Raw genomic sequence first — 24,307 nt, 5'->3', positions numbered from 1 at the left:
GGATTCAGGCAAGGCCGCCCTGGCAAAGGTATTTGATGTGCTGGTAGTCGTCGAGACCGTAGCGCGAACCTTCGCGGCCATAGCCCGACTCCTTCACGCCGCCGAACGGCGCCGCCTCGCTCGCGACGGCGCCCTCGTTGATGCCGATCACGCCGCCTTCGAGCCGTCCGGCGACGCGCCAGATGCGCCGCACATCGCTGGAATAGAAGTATGCCGCGAGTCCGAAAGGCGTGTCGTTGGCTTCGCGCAGAACGTCGGCGTCGTTGTCGAAGCGGAACAGCGGTGCAACCGGGCCGAAGGTCTCTTCGCGGAACAGCGCCATGTCGCGGTTGGCGTCGCCGATTACCGTGGGGGCGTAGTAGTGTGGACCGTCCAGCCCTTCACCTTGCAGGCGACGGCCGCCCGTCAGCACTACGGCGCCACGCGCCAGCGCGTCCTGCACGTGACGCTCGATCTTGTCGACCGCACGGGCGTTGATCATCGGGCCGATCTGCGAGTCGCCGCGCGTGGCGGGGCCTACCCGGAGGGCAGCAACACGGTCCACCAGTTTGCGCACGAACGCGTCGTAGATGTTGTTTTGCACATACACCCGGTTCGGGCACACGCAGGTCTGGCCACCGTTGCGAAACTTCGAGGCCATCAGGCCGTCGACTGCGGCGTCGAGATCCGCATCGTCGAAAACGATAAACGGCGCATTGCCACCCAATTCCAGCGAGAGTTTCTTGAGCGTATCAGCCGATTCGCGGGCCAGGTGCTTGCCCACAGGCGTCGATCCAGTGAACGTGATTTTGCGCACACGCGAATCGGCGAGCCAGTTAGAAACGGTTGCCGGCGTGTGTTCGCGCGAGGCGGTCACGACGTTCAGCACGCCAGCCGGCAGGCCGGCCTCTTCGGCGAGACGAGCCAGCGCGAGAGCGGTAAGGGGCGTGTCTTCCGCGGGCTTGGCGACCACCGTACAGCCGGCGGCCAGCGCCGGAGCGATCTTGCGGGCGATCATCGCGAGCGGGAAATTCCACGGCGTGATGGCGGCGACCACGCCGACCGGTTCTTTGATCGCCATCATCCGCTTACCGGGCATCAGGGCGGGAATCATGTCGCCGTAGCTGCGTACGGCCTCTTCCGCAAACCATTCCACATACGACGCGCCATACGCCACCTCACCGCGCGCTTCGGCGAGCGGCTTGCCCTGCTCGCGCGAGATGATGCGCGCGAGGTCCTCGCTATTGGCGACGATCGCGGCATGCCAGCGCTTGAGAAACTGCGCACGTTCGCGGGCTGTACGCTCGCGCCAGCTATCGAAAGCGGCGTGCGCTGCGTCGGTGGCGGCCTGGGCGTCAGCGTGGCTGCTGTCGGGCACGCTCGTAAATTCGCTTCCGCTAGCCGGATCGCTGACGGGATAGCGCGCGCCATCAATAGCATCGCGCCACTCGCCATCGATGAAGTTGTGCGAGCGGGAAAGTTCTGGACGATGGAGTGTGAGTGGCATGGCGAACGCCTGCAAGAATGAGTTCAGGATAACGAAATAGAAAGCCGGGAAAGGAGTACAAAATCATGCCGCACCCATTCCTTCAATCGGTCAACGGAAACAGGCTTTCAATCGGGTAGTGGTTCTTCACGAACGGCGACTTGATCACGACGTAGCTGAAGTACTTTTCAATGCCGATGTTACGTTCCAGCAGATTCTCCATCACGCTCTGGTAATGCACGACGCTGCGCGTGACGAACTTGAGCAGATAGTCGTAGCCGCCGCTGACAAGGTGGCATTCGGCGATCTCATCCACGGTGCGGATGCTGGCCTCGAACTTGGCAAAGTCTTCGCGCCGATGGTCCTGCAAGGTCACTTCGGTAAACACGAGCTGGATGTCACCGAGCTTGTTGAGCTGCAGATGTGCGCCGTAGCCCGCGATGTACCCGGCCTTCTCGAGACGCTTCACGCGAATCAGGCACGGGCTCGGCGAGAGGCCGACCGCATCCGCGAGGTCGACGTTGGTTATGCGGCCCTTCTTTTGGAGCTGGGACAGGATGCGCAGATCGATGCGGTCCAGCTTCATTGAACTAGCGTTGGTTGACACGGAGGCGATGACCTATGGAAGCGCGGTGACGGAACTATCGTAGCACGCTCCGTCATGAAAAAATTTCACGGCAAACCCGTACGCAGCAAGCCTCTCGGCGCATTGAGCCGCCACACCGCAAGGCTGCGGGACGATGCCCGAGATCAAGCCTCGGGCACGACCTCAGGCAAGGCTGGCGCGTACTTCGGGCGCTTCCAGCACCGTATCGAGCGTTTTGCGCAGGCGTTCGAACATCACGTCGAACTCCTCGCGCGTGTAGCAGAGCGCCGGCGCGAAGCCGAGGATGTTGTCGTTGAAGGCGCGGAAGATCAGGCCGTTGCGATAGGCGGTGGTGGCGATCCGCTCGCTCAGGTTCAGTGCAGGGTCGAAGCGGCGCCGGGTGGCTTTGTCCGACACCAGTTCGAGCGCGCCGAGCAGGCCGCGGCTGCGGGCGTCGCCCACCAGCGGATGGTCGAGCAGGGCGCGCAGTCCCGCTTCGAAGCGCGGCGCCTGAGCCACGCCGTTCGCCAGCAGGCCGCCTTCGTGATAGAGCCGCAGCACTTCGAGACCGATGGCCGCGCTCACCGGATGCGCCGAATAGGTCTGACCGTGGCCCACGGCCGAACCGGTGCCTGCACCATCGGCAATGCCGTTGTAGACCTCGTCGGACATCAGCACGGCGCCCATCGGCGCATAGCCGGCGGTGAGTCCCTTCGCCACCGTCATCAGATCCGGCTCGACGTCTTCGCCAGCACAGGCGAACAACGGGCCGGTGCGGCCGAAGCCGGTGATGACTTCATCGGCGACGAACAGGATATCGAGTTGGCGGCATGCGTCGCGCATCGCCTTGAGCCAGCCTTTCGGCGGCACGATCACGCCGCCCGAGCCCTGGATCGGCTCGCAGAAGAACGCGGCAACGCGCTCGGCGCCGAGCGACTCGACCTTCGCGCGCAGCGCGGCAACCGACGCGTCGATCACCGCTTGCGGATCGTTGCTCGTTTCGCTGCGATACAGATACGGCGAAGGAATGTAATGCTGGTTCGGCAAAGGCAGATCGAAGTTCTGATGAAACACGCCGAGTGCCGTCAGCCCCGCACCCACCGACGACGAACCGTGATACCCGCGCTCCAGCGCAATGAACTGCTTTTTCTGTGGCCGGCCGGTGGCGTTGTAGAAGTTCGTGATGTAGCGGACTGCCGCGTCCACCGCATCCGAGCCGCCCAGCGTGAAATACACGTGACGCAGCGAGGCGGGCGCCAGTTCAACCAGTTGTTCAGCAAGCCTGATCGCCGGTTCGCAGCCGAAATGGAAATAACCGGTGGCGTAGGGCAAGCGCGTCATCTGTTCGGTCGCGACGCGCACGATGCTCTCGTGACCGTAGCCGGTATTCACGCACCACAGACCGGAGAATGCGTCGAGCAGTTCGTTGCCCTCGCTATCGCGCAGCCATGCGCCACGGCCCGATTCGAGAATGGTCACGCCGCGCTTCTCGTGAGCACGCATGCTGGCAACCGGGTGGATCAGATGTTTGCGGTCGGATTCGATCAGTGAGGACGTGGACATGGTATGGGGTGCGTGAGTTGTGCGCGCAGCAATGCACGGAGTGCCGGAAAGGTGCGCGCAACGCGTGCCGCGAGCGCGAACCGCATGCAAACCATGGTAGCGGGACACAAACAACGAAGACGCTGGGATTCGCCGCTGCTGGAAGGTGGGAATTGTGTTTTTGCAGGCGGCGCAGCATTTTGTGCTGCGCTGGCGCGCTCAATATCCGCGGGCGCGGTCCACCTGACCGATCAGCGGCTCGCCTTCGCGGTGGCGGCGCAGGTTGTCGAGTACGACTTCGACCGCGCTGTCCGGCTGCGTCACGCTGGCAATGTGCGGCGTCAGCATGACGCGCGGGTGATGCCATAGCGGATGATCCGCAGCTAACGGCTCGGGGTCCGCCACGTCCAGCACGGCGGCGCTCAGTTGCCCGCTTTCGAGCGCCTCTAGCAGATGATCCTGCTGCAGATGACCGCCGCGGCCTGTGTTGATCAGCGCGGCCCCGCGTGGCAATTGCGCAAACAGATCGCGGTTCAGGATATGCCGCGTTGCGGCCGTCAGCGGCAGCAGGCAGATCAGAATATCGGTGCGGGCGAGAAATTGCGGCAGCGTGTCGGCGCCCGCGAAACATTCGATCCCGTCGAGCTCGCGCGGCGAACGGCTCCAGCCGGCGCAGGGAAAGCCAAAACTGGCAAGGCGCTTCAGCACGGCCTCACCGAGCACGCCGAGACCGAGCACGCCGACGCGCCGCTCGCCTGCGACGCGGGTGCGCACCGGCTGCCAGCGGCCTTCGCGTTGCTGCGCGGCATAGGTGAGCCAGTCGCGGTGCAGCGCCAGCGTGGCGAGCGTCGTGTATTCGACCATCCCCGCCACGATGCCCGGTTCGATCATCCGCACTACCGGCAGGTGCGCCGGAATGGCCGACAGATCGAACTGGTCGATCCCGGCACCCACCGAAAACACCAGTTCCAGATTGGGAAAGGCTGTGGCGAGATCGCGCGGCGGTTCCCAGACGGCGAGGTAGCGCACGGCGTGGGCATCGTCGCCTGAACTGCCGTCCGGCCAGATGCGGAAGGGGATGTCCGGGGCTTTTTCGGCAAAGAGGCGCGCCCATTGGGCGCCGCGCACGGTGTCGGCCTTGTAGAGGAAGGTCATCTCGCGGGGTCCTGGGCGTCGTCGTTTGGGGAGGGCGGTGAGGATCTTTGGAGGCCTATAGCGCCTAACCGAGCGCCTGGTTGGTGATGGCGAAAACGCGTACGTCGCTTTCAGGCTGGGGCGCAGCGCCCCGCACCATGGTGACGACTGCATCCACCTGTTGCAGTCCGAGACCGTCGAGCCAGTCGGACAGACCCGAGTTACCGTCGACGTCGATACGCACGAACTTGCCTTCGTTCGATCCAACCAGGTGGCTGATCAACGCCTGGGCGCCTTCGATATGCGGCGCCACCAGCGGCCCGATCACATGGCCGCGGCCGAAGCGGCGCATCAGCGCGAAGCCGACCGGTTCGCCGTCGCGATCGAGCACGACACCTTCCGCCACGTTCAGCAACGCGCCCAGCACCTGCGTGCGGTCATAGCCTGCCGCGCGGTTTAACAGGGCCGAGAGCCGGCCCGGATCGCGCGCGCCGAGCGGACGGATCCGTTCGCCGGGCGCCAGTTGCACGGCCGGCGGATGCGCGCCACCCGTGCCCTGGTGTTGATGGATGCTGCCGATAGCCTTGAAGCCGAACTTTTCGTAGAGCGGCTGGCCGGCCGGCGTGGCGTTCAGGAAGGTGGTGCGCTCGCCGAGCGCGTCCATCGTGCGGGTCATCAGATCGCGGCCGATGCCGCGGCCTTGCTGTTCGGGAGCGACGATCACCATGCCGAGCGAGGCGTGATCCGCACCGAATTTCCAGTGCAACGCGGTGCCGAGCAGGGTGCCGTGGTCCTCGGCGCCGACGCCCGTGCCCAGGTTCAGCGCGAATTCCCAGTCTTCGCGGCGATGCGGCCATTTGACCGCCACCGACAGTTCGTGCGCGGCGGGCAGATCGCCGGCCGTCAGCGGACGAAACCGGACAGGTGCTCCAGCAAGCGGTTCAGTCACTTTCCACTCCTCTTCAATATGCCTGCGTAATGTCGCACCGGCAAAATACTGCGGCTAGGACGATCTTATTGCGCGAGCCGCACCGTGGGAATACCGCACGCTGCGCTGCGCACAGCCCTCATAACGCGTGCTCCGCGCGGTCGTGGCCGGTCATCATGGCAGCAAATGCTGCGCTATCGCCCGTACCATGATTCGAATCTCGTCTGCGACCTGGAATGGACACAATGGACAGCTTCGATCCCGCTCTGATTGCCGTGCGCGGCGCGCACTTCATAGGTGGCCGCTACGTGGACGGCGCCGCTGCACTCGACGTCACGCGCCCCTCGGACGGCGCAGTCTACGCGGATCTGCCGATCGCCGACGCCGATCTGGTGGATCGTGCTGTCGAGGATGCCTGGCACGCCTTCAGGACCAGCGACTGGGCTCGCTGCGCGCCGCGCGAACGGGCGCGCACGCTGCGCCGCTGGGCCGAATTGATCGAGGCGGATGTGGACACGCTGGCGCGTCTGGAGTCGGTCGGCTCGACGCGGCCCATTCGCGATGCCGTCGCTTGGGATGCGCCGTTCACCGCCGAAGGTATCCGCTTCTACTCCGAATTCGCCGACAAGATCGGCGGCGAGGTCGCGGCGACGCGCCCCGATCATCTCGGCATGATCGTCGCCGAGCCGTACGGTGTGATCGGCGCGATCGCGCCGTGGAATTTTCCGCTGGTGATGGCGTCCTGGAAAATCGCGCCGGCGCTTGCAGCGGGCAATGCGGTGGTGCTGAAGCCGTCGGAGATGACGCCGTTTTCGGTGCTGCGTTTGGCCGAACTCGCGATCGAAGCCGGCATCCCGCCGGGCATCTTCAATGTCGTGCAAGGCGACGGGCGCGTCACGGGCGACGCACTGGTGCGTCATCCGAAGATCGCCAAAGTGACCTTCACCGGCTCGAGCCAGACCGGTGCGGCCATCATGACGGCCTGCGCGCAGACCGGCACCAAGCCTGTGACGCTGGAGCTTGGCGGCAAGAGTCCGCAAGTCGTGTTCGCGGATGCGCCCGATCTCGATCTGGTGGCGCGCCGTATCGCCGGCGCGATTGCCGGCAATGCGGGGCAGGTGTGCGTGGCGGGTTCGCGCTTGATCGTCGAACGTTCGGCCGCGCCGCGTCTGATCGACGGTATTGCCTCCGCGTTCGCTGCGTTGAAGCCTGGGCACACGTGGGCCGCAGGCACGACACTACCGCCGATCATCTCGGCCAAGCAGGCACAGCGTATCGAAGGCATCGTCGCGCGTAGCGTCGGGCAGGGCGCACAGATTGCCGCGGGCGGCACGCGCCTGCCGGTGGCTGGTGAGGGGGCCTTCTACGCGCCGACCATCCTGACCAACGTGACTGCAGACTCCGAGGCTGTGCGCGAAGAAGTGTTCGGGCCCGTGCTCACGGTGCAGACCTTCGATGACGAAGACGAGGCACTCGCGCTCGCCAGCCACGAGAAATATGGTCTTGCGGCGGGCGTTCATACGGCCGATCTGAGCCGCGCGCTACGGGCCATGCGTAGCATCGAAGCGGGCACGGTGTGGATCAACCGCTATGGGCGTACTTCCGATTTTGTGATTCCCACTGGTGGCTACAAGCAATCCGGACTCGGCAAGGATCTCGGCCGCCAGGCGTTTGAAGCGAATCTGCGTTTCAAGAGCGTGCTGATCGATCTGAATCAGGGGGCTTGAATCTGCGTGCGGGCATGGCTTTCACGCGCGTCGATTTCAGCTCATACATAAGCCCTGCTGCGCGTAGCACGATGTGTTGCTAAAGCGGCATCTATAGCTTCCAATACGGCCGCGTCGGTCTCCGACGCGGCCGTTGTTGTTTATGTCGTCGCTTGACGATCACCGTCACGGACCCCGTGAAGCCTTGATTGGCCCGGTTGAGAGCGCCCGCGTAAGGGCATACCCGGGTCGAGGAAATGCCGTTCTGATCCCCTTCAGCGGATGCCGCATACTGTGCTGCGAGCGCAGCGAAAAACGGCGGATTGTGTGTTCAGCGCCGTCCATAACACGACAACCCGCATTTTTTGGGGTGGTGTAATTCTCTTCAAGCAGCCGTCGCCGCGCGTGCAGTGACTGCTTTCCCGCTGACTATTGCCCACCACAGGACATAGACATGACCCGCTTCAGGCCCAAATACATCACCTTCGACTGCTACGGCACGCTGACCCGTTTCCGCATGGGCGACATGGCCCGCGAAATTTTTGCCGACCGCGTCAGCGCCGACCATATGGATCAGTTCGTGCGCGACTTCTCGGCGTTTCGCCTTGACGAAGTGCTCGGCGCCTGGAAGCCGTATCAGGAAGTCGTGAAGAACGCCGTGCGCCGCACGCTCAAGCGCTGGAATCTCGCCTACGACGACGCCGAAGCCCAACGTTTCTACGACGCCGTCCCGACCTGGGGGCCACACGCAGACGTGCCGGAAGGTCTTGCCAAGGTCGCGAAGGAAATCCCGCTAGTGATTCTGTCGAACGCATCGAACGACCAGATCCAGAGCAATGTCGACAAGCTCGGCGCACCGTTTCATGCTGTGTTCACAGCGCAAATGGCACAAGCGTACAAGCCGCGTCTGCAAGCGTTCGAATACATGCTGGACAACCTCGGCTGCGGCCCGGAAGACATCCTGCATGTGTCGTCGAGCCTGCGCTACGACCTGATGTCGGCCAACGATCTCGGCATCAAGAACAAGGTGTTTGTCGCGCGCGGTCATGAACCTTCGACGCCGTTCTACAACTACACCGAGATCAAGGACATCGGCGGTCTGGCCGGCGTCGTCGGTCTTTAAGCCTGGTTTGACGCACTGATGCACTGACGCGCTCAAGCGCGAAGGAACCCGATGAAGCTTGATTCGTACTGGCTCGACACTGCGCCGCCGTTTCTGCACGGGCAGCAAGGCCCGCTCGAAGGCGGCTCCGATGTGGTGGTGATCGGCGGCGGCTTTACCGGCCTGTCTGCGGCACTCGAGTTGGCGAAGCGCGGTATTCCGGTGACGGTGCTGGAAGCCGGGCGCATAGCCGGTGAAGCGTCGGGCCGCAACGGCGGCCAGTGCAACACCGGTCTCGCGCACGATTATGCGGCGCTGGCCGAGCGTATCGGTGCGGACAATGCGCGCGATTTCTATCGTGCGTATGAGAGTGCGGTGGGGACGGTGGCGTCGATCGTCAGCGACGAGAAGATCGATTGCGATTTTTTCCGTGGCGGCAAGATCAAGCTCGCGGCCAAGCCTCAGCACTTCGACAAGCTTGCCAGAAGCTACGAATCGCTGTTGCGCAATGTCGATTCGGACGTCGAACTGATTCCTCCGGAACGGATTCGCGAGGAAGTCGGCTCGGATGGCTTTTACGGCGGCCTCGTGCAGCGCAACGGTGCGCAGATGCATATGGGCAAGTTTGGCGTGGGCCTTGCGAATGCCGCTGTCAAATACGGCGCGCGCATTTTTGAATACACACCGGTGACGGGCCTCAAGCGCCTCGAAGGCGAACGTTACGAAGTGGCCACCGAGTTCGGCAAGATCCGCGCCGGGCGCGTACTGGTTGCTACCGGGGCTTCGCAGATCGGCCCATTGCAGTGGTTCCGGCGCCGCATTGCGCCGGTAGGCAGCTTTATCGTCGTCACCGAACCTCTGACGACCGCGCAGCTCGACGAGATCGTGCCGAAGCGCCGCGCTTATGTGACCACACGCAACATCGGCAACTACTTTCGCGCGACGGCCGACAACCGTTTACTGTTCGGCGGTCGCGCCCGTTTTGCCATGTCGAATCCGCGTTCCGACGAAAAGAGCGGCCAGATCCTGCGTGCAGGTCTCGCCAACTACTTTCCGAAACTGGCCGACGTGGGCCTCGATTATTGCTGGGGCGGCCTCGTCGACATGACGGCTGACCGGTTGCCGCGCGCGGGCCAGCATGAGGGACTGTTTTACTCGATGGGCTACAGCGGCCATGGTGTGCAGATGTCGGTGCACATGGGTCGCTTGATGGCCGACGTGATGTTCGGCGCCGCCGCGAGCAACCCATGGCGCAAGCTGGAGTGGCCCGCCATTCCAGGCCATTTCGGCCATGCGTGGTTTCTGCCGCTGGTGGGCGCCTATTACCGTTTGCAGGACATTCTGCATTGAACCGATGCAGGGGCAGTACTGTTGTTTGCCGTAGCAGCGCATCTCGTTGCTACGGTTTTCACCAACCATTCCGAGGATGACCATGTTGCGTTTTACCCGTGAGCTTCGCCCCGCAGCACGCCTGCAAGCCGTTCAACGCTTCGCTCTTCAGGCTGGCGTAGCCCTTTCCATGATGTTCGGCGCAAGCCTGAGCCATGCCGATACGCCGACGCTGACCGCGGGTTCGCCGCCGTCGAGCGCACCGACCACCTTCATGGACGTGAAGACGCAGAAGATCGAAGGCCTGATGCCCGATGTGGTGGATGCGATCGGCAAGCGCGAAGGCTTCAACGTCTCGTTCGATGCGGTGCCGTTTTCGGCGCTGATCCAGTCGGCCGTATCGGGCAAGATCGACATCATCGTGGCGGGCATGACGCCGACGCCGAAGCGCGCTGAAGTGGTCGACTTCTCGCAACCGGTTACCGCGTTCGGCGAAGGCATCATCGTCAAGGATTCGAACAAGACGGATTACAAGTCGGTGCAGGACCTGAAGGGCACCGTAGTGGGCGCGCCCACCGGCACCGATTACGGCGATCAACTGGTCAAGCTCGGCATTTTCAAGGAAGTGAAGATGTACGACAGCCCCGCCGACATGACGCGCGACGTGGTGCTGGGCCGCATTACCGCTGGCTTTAGCGACTATCCGATTCTCAAGGCGCAGGAAGCGTCGGGTGGCCTGCGCGGCGCGCGCGTGGTGAACGACTACGTGCCGATGGAGAAATTCGACATCGCCATCGCCGTGAAGAAGGGCAATGGTGCACTGCTCGCCAAGATCAACGATGCTCTGACGAAGATGAAGGCCGACGGCTCGCTCAATGCGATCCTGAAGAAGTGGAATCTCGCAAGCTGAACGCGAACCCACCCCGATTCTGAAGAGCACACCGTATGCATTGGCGCGATATAACCGATTTTGTCCCGATTCTGTTCACGGGCGCCCTGATGAGCATCCTCATCACGCTGGGGTGTCTGGTATTGAGCACCGTGCTCGGACTCGTCTGGGCGTTGTTGAAAATGTCGCGCCATCCCGGTGTCGTCACGGTGGTCAGCGCGATGATCAACGTGGTGCGCGGTTTGCCGATGATCGTGCTGCTGTTTTACATCTACTTCGTGCTGCCGGATGTCGGCATCCAGATGACGGCACTCGAAGCGAGCATCATTGGTCTGGGCTTCGGCTACTCGACCTATGTGGCGGAAATCATCCGCTCGGGCATCGAAGCCGTCGACCCTGGCCAGTTCGAAGCGGCCCAGTCGATCGGCATGGGTCGCGTGAAGACGATGTATCGCGTGATTCTGCCGCAAGCCGTGCGCGTCGCGTTACCGCCGTATGCGAATACGCTGGTCATGATGTTGAAGGACTCGTCGCTGGCTTCGACGATCACCGTTGCCGAGATGACGCGTGAAGGTCAGTTGATCGCGGCGTCCACGTTTCAGAACGTGACTGTCTATACGCTGGTGGCGCTGGGGTACCTGGCGATGAGTCTGCCGCTGATGAGCCTGACGCGTCATCTGGAAAAGCGTTTCGGCAAGCACAAGGCGAAGTAACCGCGACACGAAGGCGACATGAAGGCTGTACGAACGCTAAACGAGGCCTCTAGCGAGGTCGCAAGCCGGGCCTCAAGCGAGGATGCCATGATCGAGATCGTTGATGTGCACAAGAGCTTCGGCGCCGTTCCGGTGCTGAAGGGCATTTCGTTGAATATCAAGCAGGGCGAAGTAGTGTGCCTGATTGGCGCATCGGGTTCCGGGAAATCGACTCTGCTGCGCTGTATCAACGCGCTCGAGTCGTACGATACCGGTGACATCAAGCTGATGGATCAGCGCGTCGAGCAACGCTCGCGCCACATCAACCGCTTGCGTACGCAAGTGGGCATGGTGTTTCAGCGCTTCAATCTGTTTCCGCATCGCACTGCGCTCGAAAATGTGATGGAAGGCCCTGTTCATGTGAAGGGCGAGCCGAAGCAGCAGGCGCATCGCGAGGCGATCGAATTGCTCGGCAAAGTGGGGCTCGGCGAGAAGCTCCATGCGTATCCGCACCAGCTCTCGGGTGGCCAGCAGCAACGTGTGGCGATTGCGCGCTCGCTTGCCATGAAGCCGAAGGCGATTCTGTTCGACGAACCGACTTCCGCGCTCGATCCAGAACTGGTAGGCGAAGTGCTCGCGGTGATGCGCACGCTCGCGCGCGAGGGCATGACGATGCTGGTGGTCACGCATGAAATGGGCTTTGCCCGCGAAGTGGCCGACCGGGTGTGCTTTCTGCACGGTGGTCTGATCATCGAAGAAGGCAGCGCGCAGCAGGTGCTGTGCTCGCCGCGCGAGCCGCGCACGCGCGAATTTCTGCGTCACGTGCTCACGAACCGGATGGAGACGACAGACGATAGCGCTGGCGCCAATAACGATGGCCACGCGCATGGAGCGACAGCATGAACGGACGATTCATCCGGCTTGGCGAGACCGGACGCAAGAGCGTGAAGATTCGCGTGGACGGTAAAGAGGTAGAAGCGCTCGCAGGCGACACGCTGCTGGTGGCGATGCTCTGCTCTGTGGATCATGTGCGTCAATCGGAATTCGGCAATGAGGTGCGCGCGGGCTTCTGCCTGATGGGCGCCTGCCAGGACTGCTGGGTCTGGACCTCAGACGGCGAGCGGCTGCGTGCCTGCACGACCGTGGTCAGCGAAGGGCTGCATATCCTGACGACTCAAGCGGAGGAGCAATGGGCGAACCTGTGATGGGCCAACCTCGCGTGATTATCGTCGGTGCGGGGCCGGCGGGTGTGCGTTGTGCGCAGACGCTGCTGGCTGCCGGCATCCGCCCGATCGTCATTGATGAAGGGCGCCGCGACGGCGGGCAGATTTATCGACGTCAGCCGGAGAATTTTTCTCGCCCTTACGCGAAGTTGTATGGGACTGAAGCTCCCCGCGCGGAGGATTTGCACAACACGTTCCAACGTTTGCGTCCGCAACTCGATTATCGACCGGAAACGCTCGCGTGGAATGTCGCCGAGCGCAAGCTGCATGTCGTTCGTGACGGGCACGCAAGCTCACTGCCTTATGACGCGTTGATTCTGTGCCCAGGCGCGACCGATCGTCTGATGCCGGTAAAGGGCTGGCAATTCGCGGGCACTTACAGCCTCGGTGCGTCGCAGATTGCGTTGAAGTCCCAAGCCGTTTCGATTGGCCGCAAAGTGGTGTTCATGGGCTCGGGACCGTTGCTGTATCTGGTCGCGAGTCAGTATGTGCAAGCCGGTGCTCAAGTGGCGGCAGTGCTCGATACGTCGAAGCTCGGGCAACGTCTGCGCGCGCTGCCGAAACTGCTGGCGCGGCCCGATGTATTGAAGAAGGGCGCCGCGCTCGTGTCGTCACTAAAGAAGGCGGGCGTTGTTGTAGAGAACGGCATCGAGCCACTGGAAATCGTGGGCTCTGACGCCGCCGGCGTGCAAGGCGTGAGCTATCGAAATGCAAAAGGACAGGTACAGCAGATTGCCTGCGATGCGGTAGCGCTCGGCTATCACCTGCGCCCTGAAACGCAACTCGCCGATCTCGCGCGCTGCGCGTTCCGCTTCGACGACAAGTCGCGCCAGTGGTTGCCGCAGATCGACGAACTGGGCCGCAGCTCGGAAGCGGGCGTGTATCTCGCAGGCGACGGTGTGCGTGTGCTCGGCGCAGACGGTGCGGAACTGGCAGGCCGTCTTGCCGCCTATGCGGCATTGCAGGATCTAGGCCACGATATTGACGCCACTACGCTGGACGAACTGAAACGCCAGCAACAGAAGATGGATCGTTTTCGCCAGGGCTTGGTGGAAGCTTTTCCGTGGCCCGCTGCGCAAGCCGCGCGCCTCTCGGACGACACAGTGGTGTGCCGCTGCGAAGGCATCACCGTTGGCGAACTACGCCGTGTTATCCGGGAAGAGGGCGCGTGCGAAGCGAATCGCGCTAAAGCCTTCAGCCGGGTCGGCATGGGACGCTGCCAGGGTCGCTATTGCGGCCATGCAGCAGCGGAAATCATCGCGGATGCGGCCGCTGTGCCGGTCGAACTGGTCGGCCGCTTGCGCGGGCAAGCGCCCGTCAAGCCGCTTTCGATCGCTACCGTTGAGGAGGTCGAATGAGTCGCTCGCAAGCAGATGTGATCATTGTCGGTGGCGGCTTCATGGGCGCGGCCACCGCATTTTTCCTGCGCCAGCGCGGCCGTTCGGTGATTCTGCTCGAGCGTGGCCTCGTCGGACAGCAGGCCAGCGGCGTCAACTTCGGCAATGTGCGGCGCCAGGGGCGTTTCCTGCCGCAATTGCCGCTCGCGAATCGCTCGCGTGAGATCTGGGGCAAGTTGCCGGAACTGATCCAGCACGACGCAGAGTTTCTGATGTCGGGCCACATTCGCATCGCCTATCGCGACGAACAGGCCGACCAGTTTGAAATTTATGCAAAAGAGGCCAGCCAGTACGGCTTAAAGCTTGACCTCTTTCGCGGCGCTGAAATGAAGGCGCGCTTTCCGTTCCTCGGCCCGGAAGTGCTGTGTGCGTCGTATTCGGAGAAAGACGGTCATGCGAATCCGCGACTCGCGGCGCCGGCGTTCGGGCGTGCCGCGGCACGTCTCGGTGCGCAGATCATCGAGAACACGGAGATCGTGACCGTCGAAAAGGAAGGCGCGGAATTTCGCGCTACCAGCACAGATGGCCGCACGTTCCATGCGCCCGTGCTGTTAGTGACTGCCGGGGCATGGGGTAGCCTGTTGAGCGAACAGTTCGGTGAGCCGGTGCCGATCGCCGTGCATGGCCCGCAAATGGCCGTGACCGAACCGACCACCTATGGAATCCGTCCGGTAGTGGGCGTGTCCTCGCCGAATATCGAGGAAGTGCTGTATTTCCGCCAGGTCAAGCGCGGCAACATCGTGATTGGCGGTTGTGCTCGGGGGCCGGCTTATCCCGACGTGCGGCGCGCTTATGTGTTGCCGCAGAACACCATGCTGCAGTTTCGTCAGATGCACCGCCTTGCGCCGGCGCTGGCGAAGCTCAATATTATCCGCGTGTGGAGCGGGATTGAAGGCTATATGCCCGATGATCGTCCGGTCATGGGCGCAAGCGGCAAGGTCAGCGGCCTTTACTACGCGTTCGGTTTTTGCGGACATGGCTTTCAGCTCGGACCGGGCGTTGGCGACACGATGGCCGAACTGATCGACACCGGCGCAACCAGCACGCCGCTGGAACCGTTCGATATTCGCCGTTTTGCCACCGTGGCCACACGGGCACAGCAAGCTGCTTAGGAATCGAGATCATGCTGACCGATCACGCAAGCATGTTTGCGGACGATGTAACCGAGAAGGCGCCGGTCGCATCGCTTCGTCTTGATCTGGCTACGACGCTCGCACAACCGCGTCGTGCGACGAGGCCCATAGAACGGGCGATCGAGTTCATCGAAACATCGTTCTCCCAACCTGTGACGCTCGCCACACTCGCTGCCAAGGCGGAGTTGAGCGTATCGCGCTTTGCAGCGCTATTTCGCGCGGAGATGGGGATCTCGCCGCATCGCTATGTTTGCCAGGTCAGAATCCGGCACGCGCAGCGTCTTTTGCGTGGAGGGTTGCCGCCGTCGATCGTGGCGACGGAAGTGGGCTTCTTCGATCAGAGCCACCTGGGCCGGCATTTCAAGCGTGCGGTGGGCACGACGCCTAGCGCGTACCTGGCGTCGCGTAGCTAGGGTGCTGTTGGTGCACAGCTGGTGGTGACTAGCTATAGCTGACGAGCAGCTGACACGAGGCCGCGCGCGGTGGCCTCGCTGCAGGCTCAATCAAACGTAGTTACCAACCCGCTCCGCAATCGCCGCACCAATCTCATCCGTCGACGCTTCCCCGCCCATATCGCGCGTGCGCGGTCCTTGCTTCAGCACGTCCGAGATCGCCGCCACAATCGCTTCATGCGCATCGTGCTCAGCGCCCGCACCTTCGCCGAGGAAGTCGAGCATCATCGCCGCGGACCAGATCATCGCGACCGGATTGGCGATATGCTTGCCTGCAATATCCGGCGCCGAGCCGTGAACCGGTTCGAATAGCGAAGGAAAGCGCCGCTCCGGATTCAGGTTCGCGGAGGGGGCAATGCCGATCGTGCCCGTGCAGGCCGGACCGAGATCCGAGAGAATGTCGCCGAACAGGTTGGACGCAACCACTACATCGAAGCGCTGCGGCTGCAACACGAAACGCGCGCACAGGATGTCGATATGCTGCTTGTCCCACGTGATGTCGGGGTACGTGGCCGCGATTTCGGCGGCGCGTTCGTCCCACCAAGGCATGCTGATGGAAATGCCGTTGCTCTTGGTCGCTACCGTCACATGACGCCGGGCGCGGCGTTGCGCGAGATCGAAGGCGAACTTCAATACGCGGTTGGTGCCGTGACGCGTGAAGATGGACTGCTGCATCACCACCTCGCGCTCGGTGCCTTCGAACATCTTGCCGCCCACCGACGAATACTCGCCCTCGGTGTTCTCGCGCACGACGAAGAAGTCGATGTCTTTCGCGTTGTGTTCGGCGAGCGGCGAGCGCACGCCTTCAAACGTGCGTGCCGGACGCAGATTGACGTACTGGTCGAACTCGCGGCGGAACTTGAGAAGCGAGCCCCACAGCGAGATATGATCGGGCACGGTGTCGGGCCAGCCAACCGCGCCGAACAGGATGGCATCGCAACCGGCAAGCTGGGTTTTCCAGTCGTCGGGCATCATCTGGCCTGTTTGCGCGTAGTAGTCGCAACTGGCCCACTCGATGTGCTTGTACGAGAGTTCGACGCCGAAGCGGCGGCTGACTGAGTCGAGGACGCGGAGCGCTTCCGGCATTACTTCACGGCCGATGCCGTCGCCGGGGATCACGGCGATACGATGTTGTTTGCGGGTCATGTCGAACGTCCGGATGAATGGCGTGGGGCCGTAGATGGAGGACAATGCGCGGCGCGACGGCAGGCCACGCGAGTGAATCCATTCTATTGATCCGGACGAGGCGAAACAGCCCTTTGCAGGTTAATCCACTTTCCACGAATCGTGAATAAAACGCCCAATCTCGCCGACCTTCGCGTGTTCTGTGCTGTTGCGCGGCATGCCAGTTTCAGCGCCACCGCGGAATTGCTGGGCGTGTCGCCCGCGTTCGTCAGCAAGCGTGTCGCCATGCTCGAAGCCGATCTCGGCACGCGCTTGCTACACCGCTCCACGCGGCGCGTGACGATCACCGAGGCGGGCGCGCAGGTCTTCGCCTGGGCCGAGAAAATTCTCGATGACGTGGAGCACCTGGTCGAAGATGTCTCCACGACTCAGCGCATCCCGAGCGGCACGTTGCGCATTTCCAGCAGCTTCGGCTTTGGCCGGCATGTGGTTGCGCCCGCGGTGGCGCGCTTGTCGGCGGCATATCCGCAACTGAATGTGCGGCTTGACCTGCTCGACCGGATCGTCGATGTTGCTGCGGAGGGTTTCGATCTCGACGTGCGCATCGGCGACGAGATCGCGCCGCATCTGATTGCGCGCAAGCTGGCGGCGAATCATCGGGTGTTGTGTGCGTCGCCGGAGTATCTGGAACGTCATGGCAAGCCGCGCGAACTGGCCGACCTCGTTGCGCACCGCTGTCTGGTCATCAAGGAGCGCGATCACCCGTTCGGCGTGTGGCGGCTCAGCGTCAAGGGCAAGGAGACGCAGTTGAAGGTGACTGGGCCGCTCTCGACAAATCACGGAGAGATCGCGGTGCAATGGGCCGTGGCCGGGTACGGCATCGTACTGCGTTCGATCTGGGACGTCGCGCCGTTGCTGGAGAACGGTACGCTTGTGCAGGTGTTGCCTCAGGTTTACCAGGCCGCGAACGTATGGGCGGTGTATCCCGAACGCCGTGCGAGTTCGGCAAAAGTGCGGGCGTGCGTGGACTTTCTGGTGAAAGAGTTCAAGGGGTGGAAGGGCGGCGCGGCGCTTCACAGTGCGTCATGAAAAATCACTCCGAGCGTGTGGCGATGCCCTGAAAGCAGCCGGCTCACGCCGTGCCGCATGTTGACCCGATAACTGCCGCGTGTGCCCTGCACGGGGCGATGATGCACGGCGAACACAACAGCATCGCCTTTACGTAACGGCATCACTGCAACACGTGACTGCATACGCGGCCGCTGCTCGGTCAGCACAAACTCGCCGCCGGTGAAATCTTCTCCCGGCTCGGAGAGCAGGATAGCCAACTGCAGCGGAAACACATGCTCGCCGTACAGATCCTGATGCAGGCAGTTGTAGTCGTCCTTCGCGTACTGAAGGATCAGCGGCGTCGGCCGTGTCTGACCGGCATCGTGGCAACGGCGGATGAATTCGGCGTGCTGCGCGGGGTAGCATGCGTCGATATGCATGAGCGTGTTCCATCGGTTCGCTACCGGCACCAGATGCGGATATACCGAGCGGCGCAGCGTAGCAATCAGATCGGGCAGTGGATAGCCATAGTACTTGTATTCGCCGCGACCGAAACCGTGGCGCTCCATCACAACCCGGCTGCGATATAGCGCATCGCGTGAATACAGCGCGCTTAGCGCATCGCATGCCTGCGGCGACAGGAGGCCTTGAATCATCGCGCTGCCTTGCTGGTCGAGACTCTGCTCGACGTTCCACCAGTCAACTGCCTCGATGCGGCGCGCCGTCTCTGCGTCCGATGCATCAAGTGAAGCAATGGTCGTATCGGTGACGTTCGCGTTTTGGGGAACGTGCTTCAGAACGGTGTTCATGCGAGGCTCCAGATTCTGCTTCAATAGACCCAGTGTATGAAAATGCGCGTCGCGGGACACCCCGGGTCTTGCTCTCCAATTCGGCGGAACTCCTCTGGCGGGCAGCAGTCATGGATTTGAAAGGCCAGGTCTTAACCAAATCCAAAGACTCGCTTCAGAAATGCGAACTTCGCGAAACGTGCCATAAGGTTCATAGTAATAGTCTGTTTAGCTTATCCGGAGTGCCGCCCATGTCCGCTTCTCCCCAGAGTCTCGACGCCTGGCTCGAAAAGCAGGAGGTCGTCAAGGACACCATCACCGCCTTTCCCCTGGCGGCGTTGGCGGCAACGCTGGACCGGACCGAAGCGGGCGATGTGGTCCCGCCAATGTGGCACTGGCTGTATTTCTTGCCGGTATCGCCGCTGGCAGAGAAGGGGCCGGACGGTCATCCGAAGCGCGGCGGTTTTCTCCCGCCCGTGCCGTTGCCGCGGCGGATGTGGGCCGGCGGGCGTCTCACGTTCCACGAGCCGCTGAAAGTGGGCGAGCGTGCCGTGCGCACCTCGACCATCGCCAACATCGAGGACAAGACGGGGCGCTCGGGCCGTCTCGTGTTCGTCACGGTGCAGCATACGGTTGAGGTTGGCGGCGAGCTGAAGATCGAAGAAGAGCACGACATTGTCTATCGCGACGCGCCGCATCCCGATGCGCCTCCACCAAAAGCGGCGCCTGCGCCGGAGGGCGAAACGTGGCGGCGCACGATTCAAACTGCCCCGGTATTGCTGTTCCGCTATTCGGCACTGACCTTCAACAGCCACCGCATTCACTACGACTATCCCTACGTGACCGGGGTTGAGGGTTATCCGGACCTGGTCGTGCACGGCCCGTTGATTGCGACGCTGCTAGTTGACCTCGTGCGCCGCGAGTTACCCGACGCCACGCTGCAAAGTTTTGCTTTCAAGGCGCTACGTCCGACCTTCGCGAACCACCCGTTCACTGTTTGCGGCAAACCCTGTGACGACGGCAAGACCATCGATCTGTGGGCCAAAGATCACGAGGGTTATCTGACGATGCGCGCCACGGCGGCAATAGCCTGACTCGGGCCGCCGCTGTGCCGCACCGCCGAACTTCAACGCTTGCCCTCGAACACCAACTGCCATTTCCATGCAAACGACGCAATCCGATTCTTTCCAGGACATTCGCGAAGCTGTGCGCGATCTGTGCCAGCAGTTTTCCGGCGAATACTTTCGCAAGATCGACGAGGCGCGCGGCTATCCCGAAGCCTTCGTCGATGCTCTGACCAAAGCGGGCTGGCTCGCCGCGCTGATTCCGCAGGAGTACGGCGGCTCGGGACTCGGTCTGACCGAAGCGTCGGTCATCATGGAGGAAATCAACCGGGCCGGCGGCAACTCGGGCGCGTGTCACGGGCAGATGTACAACATGGGCACGCTGCTGCGGCACGGCTCGGCGGAGCAGAAACTCAGGTATCTGCCGAAGATCGCCAGCGGAGATTTGCGTCTGCAATCGATGGGGGTGACCGAACCCACCACCGGCACGGACACCACCAGGATCAAGACCACCGCCGAGCGTCGCGGCGACCGCTACGTGATCAACGGACAGAAGGTATGGATTTCGCGTGTGCAGCATTCGGATCTCATGATCCTGCTTGCCCGCACCACGCCGCTTGCTGACGTAAAGAAGAAATCCGAGGGCATGTCGATCTTTATCGTCGATCTGCGCGAGGCGATCGGCCACGGTTTGACCGTGCAGCCGATCCTGAACATGGTCAATCACGAGACCAACGAACTGTTCTTCGACAACCTCGAAATTCCCGCGGAAAACCTGATCGGCGAAGAAGGTCAGGGCTTTAAATACATTCTCGATGGGCTGAATGCGGAACGCACGCTGATCGCAGCGGAGTGTATCGGCGACGGTTATTGGTTCGTCGACAAGGTTTCGGCTTATGTGAAAGAGCGCGTCGTCTTCGGTCGCCCGATTGGGCAGAACCAGGGGGTGCAGTTTCCTATCGCGCGCTCGTACGTCAATGTCGAGGCTGCGAGCCTGATGCGTTTCGAAGCCGCACGCCGCTTCGATGCGCATGAACCGTGCGGTGCCCAGGCGAACATGGCCAAACTGCTGGCGGCGGACGCCTCGTGGGAAGCAGCGAACGCGTGTCTGCAATTTCACGGCGGTTTTGGTTTTGCATGCGAATACGACGTAGAGCGCAAGTTTCGCGAAACGCGCCTGTATCAGGTTGCGCCGATCTCGACGAACCTGATTCTCTCGTACGTGGCCGAGCATATTCTCGGCTTGCCGCGTTCGTTCTGATGTTCTGTCTGATTGTGAAGGTGAGGTGTAGATGAGACCCCTCGACGGTATCAAGGTCGTCACACTCGAGCACGCCATCGCGGCGCCGTTTTGCACACGCCAGCTTGCCGATCTCGGCGCGCGCGTGATCAAGGTGGAGCGGCCGCGCGTAGGCGATTTCGCGCGCGGCTACGATGAACGGGTGCACGGTCTGTCTTCGCACTTCGTCTGGACCAACCGGTCGAAGGAGAGCCTCGCACTCGACCTTAAGCAACCGGAAGCCGCGAAGATTCTCGACGCACTGGTCGCCGATGCGGATGTGCTCGTGCAAAATCTCGCTCCGGGCGCAGCGGACCGGCTTGGGCTCGGCTACGAGACCTTGAGCGGGAAATATCCGAAGCTGATCGTGTGCGATATTTCCGGCTACGGTTCGGACGGTCCGTATCGCGACAAGAAGGCCTATGACCTGCTGATCCAGAGCGAATCGGGCTTCCTGTCCATTACAGGTTCACCCGGTGAGCCCGCCAAGGCCGGTTGCTCGATCGCCGATATCGCTGCAGGCATGTATGCGTATTCGAACATCCTCAGCGCGTTGTTGCTGCGCGCACGCACGGGGCGCGGTTGCCGCATCGATGTGTCGATGCTGGAGAGCATGGTCGAGTGGATGGGTTATCCGCTCTACTACGCTATTGATGGTCAAACACCCCCGCCGCTGTCTGGCGCTGCGCACGCGACCATCTATCCCTATGGACCGTTCCCCGCGGGCGACGGCAAGATTGTGATGCTTGGCCTGCAGAACGAGCGCGAATGGAAGCTGTTTTGCGAGCAGGTGCTTATGCAACCCGAGCTTGCCACCGATCCGCGCTTTGCATCGAATTCGAAACGCACGTCTGCACGTGAGGCACTGCGCTCGGTGATCGTGGAGGCATTTGCGCCGTTGACGGCGGCACAAGTGATCGAGCGCCTGGAAGCGGCCGGCATTGCCAACGCGCAGATGAATACGCTCAACGACGTATGGGTGCATCCGCAATTGGCTGCGCGCGAGCGTTGGCAAGAGGTCGGCACGCCGGCCGGCATGATTCCAGCCTTGTTGCCGCCTGGCTTGCCCACCAGCTTTGACCCGCGCATGGACCCCGTCCCGGCATTAGGCGAACACACCGACGCGATCTTGCGCGAACTCGGTTACGACAGCGCGCAGATCGATGCGCTGCGCGTGGCCGGCACCATTTGAGGCTTCCATCATGACCGATCACCCGAGCCGTACGCTGGCGATATTTGCCGCACAACTGGACTTCGATTCCATTCCCCACGCAGTGGTCGAACGCACCGTCAATCTGTACGTGGACTGGTTAGGCTCGGCGCTTGCCGGTAAAGGCGCGCGGCCGGTCGAGACCATCGCACGTTTTGCCCGCCAGGCGGGCGGCGGTCTTGCAGAGGGGCCGTGTGAAGTCTTGATCGATCGCAGTCGCGCGACACCGTATTTCGCGGCAATGGTGAACGGTGCAGCCTCGCATTTCGCCGAGCAGGACGATGTGCACAACGGTTCGGTTTTTCATCCGGCCACCGTCGTGTTCCCGGTGGCGCTCGCGCTGGCGCAAGCGAACCACGCATCGGGGCGCGAATTCATCGCGGCAGCGGTGGTGGGTTATGAGGTTGGAATTCGTATAGGCGAGTTTCTCGGCCGCTCGCACTACAAGGTTTTTCATACTACCGGCACGGCTGGAACGGTCGCAGCCGCCGCCACCGCGGGCCGGCTGCTCGGTCTTACGCCCGCGCAAATGCTGGACGCTTTCGGCTCGGCAGGCACCCAGGCGAGCGGCCTGTGGGAATTCCTGCGCGACGCGGCGGATTCGAAACAACTGCATACCGCGATGGCTGCGGCCAACGGCCTGATGGCCGCCCAACTCGCCGCCGACGGCTTCAAGGGCGCGACGCACATTCTCGAAGGCGCGCAAGGGATGGCAGCGGGTATGTCGAGCGACGCGGATCCCGCGCGTCTGGTCGACCGACTAGGCAGCCGCTGGGCCACCGCCGAAACATCGTTCAAGTATCACGCCGCTTGCAGGCACACGCATCCTGCGGCGGACGCACTGCTTTCGGTGGTTCAGCAACACGCCTTGGCACCGCAGGAGATCGCGAAGGTCACCGCTCACGTGCATCAAGGCGCAATTGATGTGCTGGGCCCCGTCGTCAATCCGCGTACCGTACACCAGGCGAAGTTCAACATGGGAACGGTGCTGGGCCTCGTCGCTTATCACGGTTATGCGGGCGTGACCGAGTTCGAACAGGGCTTCGACGACGACGCGATCGCCGCCTTCCGCGACAAGGTCGAGATGGCCTTCGACGCTGAAGTAGACGCTGCTTATCCAGCGCGCTGGATCGGCAAGGTCACCGTCGAGACGCGTGACGGCCGCACGCTGCACGGTCGTGTGGACGAGCCCAAGGGCGACCCTGGTAATACGCTGACGCGTTCCGAGCTGGCGACCAAGCTGCAGCGGCTGGCGGCGTTTTCCGGCGCAGCCTCGGAGGAAGAGGCGTCGCAGTTGCTCGAGCACGCCTGGCAAATTGCATCGCAGGCCCGCGTAGGAGCGGTGTTTGCGGAAGAGGTGCCTGCATGAGCACCGCGCTGCCGCGTTCATACCTGTTCGTACCGGGCAACCGTCCCGAGCGGTTTGAGAAGGCGCATGCGGCGGGCGCGGATGCCGTGATCCTCGACCTTGAAGATGCCGTGCAGCCGGATGAGAAATCTGCCGCGCGCGCGGCCGTTCTCGCGGCCGCAAATGCCGCGCGGCCGGCATGGGTGCGAATCAACGGCTCCGACACGCGCTGGTTCGCCGACGACGTCGCTGCGCTCGCCGGGCATCCGGGTATCGCCGGGGTGGTGTTGCCGAAGGCGGAGACGCAGGAGCAGGTGAGCGCGGTACTGGCTCATGCGCATGCGGCGCTGAGCGTGCTGCCGATCGTCGAAACGGCCCGCGGTTTTGCCAATCTGACGGTCTTGTGCGCCGCGCCGCGCGTGAGCCGCATCGTGTTCGGGACGCTCGATTTCCAGATCGATCTGGGTATCGACGGCGAGGGGGAGGAATTGCATCTGTTCCGCTCGCAGATCGTGCTGGCCTCGCGGCTGGCGGGGATTGGCGCGCCGGTAGACGGCGTATCGACCACAATCGACGATGCTGCCGTCATCGAAGCCGATGCCCGGCGTGGACGCCGCTTTGGCTTTGGCGGCAAGCTGTGCATCCATCCGAAGCAGATCGATGCGGTGCACCGTGCTTACGCGTGGAGCGACGCAGATCAGGCGTGGGCCACGCGGGTGTTGCAGGCCGTGGAGGCGAGCGAGGGGGCAGCGGTGGCCGTCGACGGCAAGATGGTCGACCTGCCTGTAATCCTGAAGGCGCGGCGGATTCTCGGTCAGGGTTGAGGCGAAAGCACCGATTGTTGCACCTCATTAACCTCAGCGAA

Annotated in this window: 23 protein-coding genes; 16 read left to right on the top strand and 7 right to left on the bottom strand. The window is 62.6% G+C overall.

The features are described from left to right. Window positions 1-4 precede the first annotated feature (4 nt). From BUS06_RS21025 to BUS06_RS21005, 5 genes are all read right to left on the bottom strand, one after another. Entirely contained in the window at window positions 5-1,486 is a 1,482-nt protein-coding gene (locus BUS06_RS21025) for an NAD-dependent succinate-semialdehyde dehydrogenase (RefSeq protein WP_074266379.1), read from the bottom strand. Window positions 1,487-1,568: 82 nt separating this feature from the next. Continuing rightward, window positions 1,569-2,051: an Lrp/AsnC family transcriptional regulator gene (locus BUS06_RS21020; RefSeq protein ID WP_074266378.1), complete on the bottom strand. Its 483-nt coding sequence runs from the start codon at window positions 2,049-2,051 to the stop codon at window positions 1,569-1,571. A 183-nt stretch (window positions 2,052-2,234) separates the two neighbouring features. Continuing rightward, window positions 2,235-3,614, bottom strand: coding sequence for an aspartate aminotransferase family protein (locus tag BUS06_RS21015; RefSeq protein WP_074266377.1), 1,380 nt, complete (start codon window positions 3,612-3,614; stop codon window positions 2,235-2,237). Between the two features lie 198 nt (window positions 3,615-3,812). Further along, window positions 3,813-4,748 (bottom strand): 2-hydroxyacid dehydrogenase, encoded by a 936-nt coding sequence (locus BUS06_RS21010; protein ID WP_074266376.1) that lies wholly within the window; start codon window positions 4,746-4,748, stop codon window positions 3,813-3,815. 64 nt (window positions 4,749-4,812) lie between these two features. Beyond that, window positions 4,813-5,676, bottom strand: coding sequence for a GNAT family N-acetyltransferase (locus tag BUS06_RS21005; RefSeq protein ID WP_074266375.1), 864 nt, complete (start codon window positions 5,674-5,676; stop codon window positions 4,813-4,815). Window positions 5,677-5,900: 224 nt separating this feature from the next. Here BUS06_RS21005 and BUS06_RS21000 point away from each other — a divergent pair, with 224 nt between their 5' ends. From BUS06_RS21000 to BUS06_RS20955, 10 genes are all read left to right on the top strand, one after another. Continuing rightward, a complete protein-coding gene (locus tag BUS06_RS21000; RefSeq protein ID WP_074266374.1) occupies window positions 5,901-7,382 on the top strand; it encodes an aldehyde dehydrogenase family protein in 1,482 nt (493 codons plus the stop codon). 433 nt (window positions 7,383-7,815) lie between these two features. After that, a complete protein-coding gene (locus BUS06_RS20995; protein WP_074266373.1) occupies window positions 7,816-8,484 on the top strand; it encodes a haloacid dehalogenase type II in 669 nt (222 codons plus the stop codon). A gap of 51 nt (window positions 8,485-8,535) precedes the next feature. Next, complete coding sequence (locus BUS06_RS20990) at window positions 8,536-9,813, top strand: NAD(P)/FAD-dependent oxidoreductase (protein ID WP_074266372.1); 1,278 nt, start codon at window positions 8,536-8,538, stop codon at window positions 9,811-9,813. Window positions 9,814-9,895: 82 nt separating this feature from the next. After that, the gene (locus BUS06_RS20985) at window positions 9,896-10,702 is read left to right on the top strand and encodes an ABC transporter substrate-binding protein (protein ID WP_074266371.1); all 807 of its coding nucleotides are present in this window, start codon (window positions 9,896-9,898) and stop codon (window positions 10,700-10,702) included. Between the two features lie 35 nt (window positions 10,703-10,737). Next, on the top strand, window positions 10,738-11,394 hold the full coding sequence (locus BUS06_RS20980; protein WP_074266370.1) for an amino acid ABC transporter permease: 657 nt from the start codon (window positions 10,738-10,740) through the stop codon (window positions 11,392-11,394). An 87-nt stretch (window positions 11,395-11,481) separates the two neighbouring features. After that, window positions 11,482-12,276, top strand: coding sequence for an amino acid ABC transporter ATP-binding protein (locus BUS06_RS20975; protein WP_074266369.1), 795 nt, complete (start codon window positions 11,482-11,484; stop codon window positions 12,274-12,276). Then, a complete protein-coding gene (locus BUS06_RS20970; protein ID WP_074266368.1) occupies window positions 12,273-12,578 on the top strand; it encodes a (2Fe-2S)-binding protein in 306 nt (101 codons plus the stop codon). The genes BUS06_RS20975 and BUS06_RS20970 overlap by 4 nt, the downstream gene beginning before the upstream one ends. Next, complete coding sequence (locus BUS06_RS20965) at window positions 12,578-13,954, top strand: FAD/NAD(P)-dependent oxidoreductase (RefSeq protein WP_074269217.1); 1,377 nt, start codon at window positions 12,578-12,580, stop codon at window positions 13,952-13,954. Before BUS06_RS20970 ends, BUS06_RS20965 begins: the two co-directional genes overlap by 1 nt. Beyond that, entirely contained in the window at window positions 13,951-15,105 is a 1,155-nt protein-coding gene (locus BUS06_RS20960; protein WP_074266367.1) for an NAD(P)/FAD-dependent oxidoreductase, read from the top strand. The genes BUS06_RS20965 and BUS06_RS20960 overlap by 4 nt, the downstream gene beginning before the upstream one ends. A gap of 32 nt (window positions 15,106-15,137) precedes the next feature. After that, window positions 15,138-15,539 (top strand): helix-turn-helix domain-containing protein, encoded by a 402-nt coding sequence (locus BUS06_RS20955; RefSeq protein WP_083611767.1) that lies wholly within the window; start codon window positions 15,138-15,140, stop codon window positions 15,537-15,539. 90 nt (window positions 15,540-15,629) lie between these two features. Here BUS06_RS20955 and BUS06_RS20950 read toward each other — a convergent pair whose 3' ends face one another. After that, window positions 15,630-16,724 (bottom strand): tartrate dehydrogenase, encoded by a 1,095-nt coding sequence (locus BUS06_RS20950; protein ID WP_074266366.1) that lies wholly within the window; start codon window positions 16,722-16,724, stop codon window positions 15,630-15,632. Between the two features lie 141 nt (window positions 16,725-16,865). Between BUS06_RS20950 and BUS06_RS20945 the strand changes: the two genes are divergently transcribed. Continuing rightward, complete coding sequence (locus BUS06_RS20945; RefSeq protein WP_074266365.1) at window positions 16,866-17,792, top strand: LysR family transcriptional regulator; 927 nt, start codon at window positions 16,866-16,868, stop codon at window positions 17,790-17,792. Here BUS06_RS20945 and BUS06_RS20940 read toward each other — a convergent pair. Beyond that, complete coding sequence (locus BUS06_RS20940; RefSeq protein WP_083611544.1) at window positions 17,777-18,562, bottom strand: 2OG-Fe(II) oxygenase; 786 nt, start codon at window positions 18,560-18,562, stop codon at window positions 17,777-17,779. The two genes, BUS06_RS20945 and BUS06_RS20940, sit on opposite strands and share 16 nt — an antisense overlap. Window positions 18,563-18,792: 230 nt before the next feature. Here BUS06_RS20940 and BUS06_RS20935 point away from each other — a divergent pair, with 230 nt between their 5' ends. The 5 genes from BUS06_RS20935 (at window position 18,793) to BUS06_RS20915 (ending at window position 24,266) form a co-directional block, all read left to right on the top strand. Then, a complete protein-coding gene (locus BUS06_RS20935) occupies window positions 18,793-19,635 on the top strand; it encodes an HTD2 family dehydratase (protein ID WP_074266364.1) in 843 nt (280 codons plus the stop codon). Between the two features lie 67 nt (window positions 19,636-19,702). Further along, a complete protein-coding gene (locus tag BUS06_RS20930) occupies window positions 19,703-20,866 on the top strand; it encodes an acyl-CoA dehydrogenase family protein (protein ID WP_074266363.1) in 1,164 nt (387 codons plus the stop codon). 31 nt (window positions 20,867-20,897) lie between these two features. Further along, window positions 20,898-22,076 (top strand): CaiB/BaiF CoA transferase family protein, encoded by a 1,179-nt coding sequence (locus BUS06_RS20925; protein ID WP_074266362.1) that lies wholly within the window; start codon window positions 20,898-20,900, stop codon window positions 22,074-22,076. Between the two features lie 10 nt (window positions 22,077-22,086). Next, the gene (locus BUS06_RS20920; protein ID WP_074266361.1) at window positions 22,087-23,463 is read left to right on the top strand and encodes an MmgE/PrpD family protein; all 1,377 of its coding nucleotides are present in this window, start codon (window positions 22,087-22,089) and stop codon (window positions 23,461-23,463) included. After that, window positions 23,460-24,266, top strand: a complete 807-nt coding sequence (locus BUS06_RS20915; protein WP_074266360.1) for an HpcH/HpaI aldolase/citrate lyase family protein — start codon at window positions 23,460-23,462, stop codon at window positions 24,264-24,266. Before BUS06_RS20920 ends, BUS06_RS20915 begins: the two co-directional genes overlap by 4 nt. Window positions 24,267-24,307 lie beyond the last annotated feature (41 nt).

Source organism: Paraburkholderia phenazinium, assembly GCF_900141745.1.
Classification (GTDB): Bacteria; Pseudomonadota; Gammaproteobacteria; order Burkholderiales; family Burkholderiaceae; genus Paraburkholderia; species Paraburkholderia phenazinium_B.
This window is presented reverse-complemented; position numbering and strand designations above follow the sequence as displayed.